Here is a 4,517-nt window from a genome sequence, read left to right on the forward strand (position 1 = left end):
AAGTAATTGTCAGGAATATGGTCGATTTCTTCATGCTCCTCGTTCTGACAGGGGCTGGTGATGAACTACAGGGTATGAAAAAGGGAATAATGGAGCTTGCAGATGCCGTTATAGTAAATAAAGCTGATGGTCCAAATGAACAAATGGCGAGGAAGACGAAAGAAGAATATAACCGTATTCTCCATTTTCTTCAGCCGGCCACAAAAGGCTGGGAGACAGTCGCTTTGACCTGTTCCGCTTTGCATAACAAAGGCATTGAGGATGTTTGGCATACCATTTCAAGATTTGATGGCAGTACAAAAGAAAGCGGCGCCTTTTCAGACCGGAGACGAAGCCAGGCAAAAGAGTGGATGAACGATATGATTATTGATCAATTGCAGGCGAATTTTTTTCATCACCCAATGATAAAACTACTGCTCCCTAAAGTGGAAAATGAAGTCATTTCCGCTAGCAGGCCTGTAGCTTCCGCTGTTGAAGAATTGTTCAAGGCCTATTTCAATGCGAAAAAATGAGCTGCCCAGCGACGGGCAGCCTGTGTCTTTAATTCTTTACAAAAAAAGTGGACAACGGTAAATATGCCGTTGTCCTTCATCTAGGGAGTTTAGGGGTATGGATCTAGCTGTACTGATACCTTTCCCTGAATAAGGAAGAGTTAAACATACTTTGAAATTTTTTTATTAATTGTTATCATATAACCATGTACTTGATAATTCCAGCAGAGGAGAGATAGATTATATGAGCATGGATTTCAATTTTTTCATGAATGATGTTGTCCGCCAGGCCCGACAGGAAATTGTGGCAGCAGGATATACTGAATTGACGACAGGTGAAGATGTAGAACAGGCATTAGCAAAAGAGGGAACAACATTAGTGATGGTTAACTCCGTGTGCGGTTGTGCCGGTGGCATTGCTCGTCCAGCTGCGGCGCATTCCCTACACTACGATAAGCGCCCTGACCAGCTTGTAACTGTATTTGCTGGACAGGATAAAGAAGCTACAGAAAAAGCAAGAAGCTACTTCACAGGTTACCCGCCTTCATCCCCATCTTTTGCCTTGCTGAAGGATGGAAAGTTAATGACCATGATCGAGCGCCATGAGATAGAGGGTCACGACCCTATGGCGGTAGTGAATAAACTGCAGAATGCATTCGAAGAAATCTGTGAAGAAGTATAGTTTAATTTTGAGAATCCCATACTATTTGGGATTCTTTTTTGTTTTTATAATTTTATATTTAAAAATATTATTGCATAAATATGAGTATGTGTTAAAATGCATTATGTTGAATATTTATTATCAATGGATCATACTTGAAAAGCTATGAGGTTTCAGATAATAATATATTTATTGATTTTAAAAATATAAAATTTTCTAAAAGCTATAGGAGGAAAACAAATGAAAAAGGCATTATCTATTTTTATGATCAGTATTTTAATTATGGGAGTTTTGGCTGCTTGCGGTACATCATCAAAAGAAAAAGAAGAGAATGCAGGCGGCAACGGTGAAGAAAAGAAAGTATTAACAATGGGTACTTCAGCAGACTACCCTCCTTTTGAATATGTTGAAACTGCTAAAAGTGATGAAATCATTGGTTTTGATATTGACCTTGCAAACCTGATCGCTGGTGAGCTTGGTTATGAGGTAGAAGTTAAAGATATGGATTTCAATGGCCTAATTGGTGCAATCCAGGCTGACCGCGTTGATTTTGTTATGGCTGGTATGACTCCTACTGATGAGCGCAAAGAAAGCGTAGATTTTTCAGATGTTTACTATACAGCTAATCATATGATTGTTTCAGCAAAGGACAGCAACATTAAGTCAATTGAAGATCTTAAAGGAAAGACAGTTGGTGTTCAGCTAGCTTCTATCCAGGAAGGCAAGGCAGAAGAGATTGGCGAAACAGTAAAAATTAAAGTAGAAAAGCGTACAAGAATTCCTGAATTGATTCAAGAAATCAAGGCTGGACGTATTGACGCAGCCATCATCGAAGATACTGTAGCAGAAGGCTACTTCAAAAATGATAAGGATCTTTCAGGCTTCACTATTGAAGAGGAAAGCCAAGAAGATGCAGGCTCTGCCATCGCTTTCCCTAAAGGAAGCAAGCTGACGGTTGAATTTAATAAAGTGCTTAAAGAAAAAATGGAAAATGGCGAAGTGGAAAAGTTAGTTGTTAAATGGTTTGGCGGAGAAAAGTAAGAATAAAAAACAGGCGTTCAGAATGGTTATGTCTTTCTGGGCGCCTTTCTCCTTCATGAAATAGATAGAGAGGGTTGTTAATAATATGAATCTGGATTTTACCGCCATCCTCCCTTCATTGCCATATATATTAAAGGGAATCGGCGTTACTCTTAAAATTGTATTGGTTGCAGGCCTGCTTGGTTTTGCATTTGGCATCATCCTTGCCATATTCAAAATCAGCTCATCAAAGGCCTTGAATTGGTTTGCTGATCTTTATACTTCGATCTTTCGTGGTACTCCGCTAATCCTGCAGCTGATGATCATTTATTATGGTGCACCACAAATCATCGGCTTCGAAATCGCCGCTTATACAGCGGCTGTCATTTCATTCTCTTTAAACTCTGGAGCATATATTTCTGAGATTATCCGCGCGGGGATTTTAGCTGTAGATAAAGGCCAGAAAGAAGCAGCCATGGCACTAGGCGTTCCTAACAAACGGATGATGTGGGATATCATCCTGCCACAGGCTATGAAGAATATCCTGCCAGCATTGATGAATGAATTCATTACCCTTACTAAAGAATCTGCGATTGTTACGGTCATCGCAGTTGATGATATTATGCGCAGATCATATATTGTGGGCGGCGAGCAGTACAGATTTTTCGAACCGCTTATATTTGCGGGCATTATATATTATCTAATGGTCATCTCCTTGACATTTATCGGCAAGGCAGTTGAAAGGAGAATGAGACAAAGTGATTAATGTACAAAATCTTCATAAATCTTTTGGTAAGCTGGAGGTTTTGAAGGGCATTACTACTAATATTGAGAACGGCGAAGTAGTTGCGATCATTGGTCCTTCAGGATCAGGGAAATCAACCTTCCTCCGCTGTATGAATTTGCTTGAACAGCCAACCAGCGGCCAAATTTTTATTGGCTCAGAGAACATAACTGACAAGAAAACAAATATCAAGAAAGTCCGTGAAAATGTTGGTATGGTATTTCAGCACTTTCACTTGTTCCCTCATATGACGGTGCTGCAGAATGTGACATATGCACCAATTAAAGTGAAGGGCATGTCAAAGGAGGAAGCTGATAAGCACGGACTAGCACTCCTGGAAAAGGTCGGACTCTCCGAAAAGGCAAATGAATATCCAAACAGACTTTCAGGAGGCCAGAAGCAGCGTGTAGCGATTGCGCGCGCGCTGGCAATGAACCCTGAAGTGATGCTTTTTGATGAACCAACCTCTGCACTTGACCCGGAAATGGTAAAAGAGGTACTTGAGGTAATGAAATCCCTAGCTCATACTGGAATGACAATGGCGATTGTCACACATGAGATGGGATTTGCCCGTGAAGTTGCAGACAGAGTATTGTTCCTTGATGGCGGTGTGCTGGTTGAGGATGCTCCGCCTTCAGAATTTTTTGGCAGTCCGAAAAGCGAGAGAGCAAAAGTCTTCCTTGAAAAAATGCTCTAGAAAGCAAGCGTTGTTTTTGTAATGCTTCGCCTTTTTGCTAAACTAGAGGGTGACCATATCTTATAAGGTATGGTCATCTTTTTTATTTTCTTATGTATGGGTCAGGATAAGGCCCAGTGTAATTTCCGCTTAAGCATTCTGAGTTAGGAGAAATAAAGGTGAAATTTAGAATTGGCTATCGCACATTAAAAACAGCGCTGGGTACAGCAGCATCAATTATGATTGCCCAGTATCTCGGATTCGGGAATTTTGTATCTGCAGGGATTTTGACGATTCTTTGCATCCAGGTTACTAAGAAACGGTCACTTCAGGCATCTTGGCATCGTTTCCTTGCCTGTATAATCGCTATGATTTTTTCAGCCATTTTCTTTGAAGGGATTATGTATCATCCGATTGTCATTGGGCTGCTATTGCTCTTTTTTATTCCAACTGTCGTAATGGCTGGCGCCAAAGAAGGAGTCGTATCCAGCAGTGTCATTATCATGCATATTTATTCGGCTGGAAATGTAACTTCCGGTTTGCTTTTGAATGAGCTCGGAATTATCACGATTGGCATTGGAGTTGCCTTGATCATGAATTTTTACATGCCCAGCGTTGATAATAAACTGGAAGAATACCAGCGGGAAATAGAGGTTCTTTTCAAGAAAATTTTCAGCGAAATCGCAATCTACATAAAGATTAATGACAGCAGTTGGGATGGCAGAGAATTGACAGAAACAGCAAGTTTAATTGAAAAGGCAAAGGCACTTGCGCTTCTGGATGTGGAAAATAATTTTTTAAGAGATGAAAATTTATATTATCAATATTTCAGAATCAGGGAAAAACAATTCGAAATTATTGAACGAGTGCTGCCCTCTATCACTT

5 protein-coding genes and 1 pseudogene are annotated in these 4,517 nt (G+C 40.3%); all 6 read left to right on the forward strand.

The window, feature by feature from the left end; genetic code table 11:
- Positions 1 to 512, forward strand: a pseudogene (locus tag WB217_RS15945) (methylmalonyl Co-A mutase-associated GTPase MeaB); the annotation flags it as partial.
- A gap of 223 nt (positions 513 to 735) precedes the next feature.
- On the forward strand, positions 736 to 1,173 hold the full coding sequence (locus WB217_RS15950) for a BrxA/BrxB family bacilliredoxin (protein ID WP_423994238.1): 438 nt from the start codon (positions 736 to 738) through the stop codon (positions 1,171 to 1,173).
- 219 nt (positions 1,174 to 1,392) lie between these two features.
- Positions 1,393 to 2,193, forward strand: a complete 801-nt coding sequence (locus WB217_RS15955) for a transporter substrate-binding domain-containing protein (protein WP_423994239.1) — start codon at positions 1,393 to 1,395, stop codon at positions 2,191 to 2,193.
- An 85-nt stretch (positions 2,194 to 2,278) separates the two neighbouring features.
- Entirely contained in the window at positions 2,279 to 2,938 is a 660-nt protein-coding gene (locus WB217_RS15960; protein ID WP_423994241.1) for an amino acid ABC transporter permease, read from the forward strand.
- Entirely contained in the window at positions 2,931 to 3,653 is a 723-nt protein-coding gene (locus WB217_RS15965) for an amino acid ABC transporter ATP-binding protein (protein ID WP_423994243.1), read from the forward strand. The genes WB217_RS15960 and WB217_RS15965 overlap by 8 nt, the downstream gene beginning before the upstream one ends.
- A 158-nt stretch (positions 3,654 to 3,811) precedes the next feature.
- Positions 3,812 to 4,517: aromatic acid exporter family protein (locus tag WB217_RS15970; protein WP_423994245.1), on the forward strand; the 706-nt coding region annotated here is incomplete at its 3' end.

This window comes from Mesobacillus sp., assembly GCF_049588175.1.
Classification (GTDB): Bacteria; Bacillota; Bacilli; order Bacillales; family Cytobacillaceae; genus Mesobacillus.

Excerpts from the sequence above, each read along its gene's own strand:
- WB217_RS15950 (WP_423994238.1), top strand. The coding sequence starts at position 736 with ATGAGCATGGATTTCAATTTTTTCATGAATGATGTTGTCCGCCAGGCC.
- WB217_RS15955 (WP_423994239.1), top strand. The coding sequence starts at position 1,393 with ATGAAAAAGGCATTATCTATTTTTATGATCAGTATTTTAATTATGGGA.
- WB217_RS15960 (WP_423994241.1), top strand. The coding sequence starts at position 2,279 with ATGAATCTGGATTTTACCGCCATCCTCCCTTCATTGCCATATATATTA.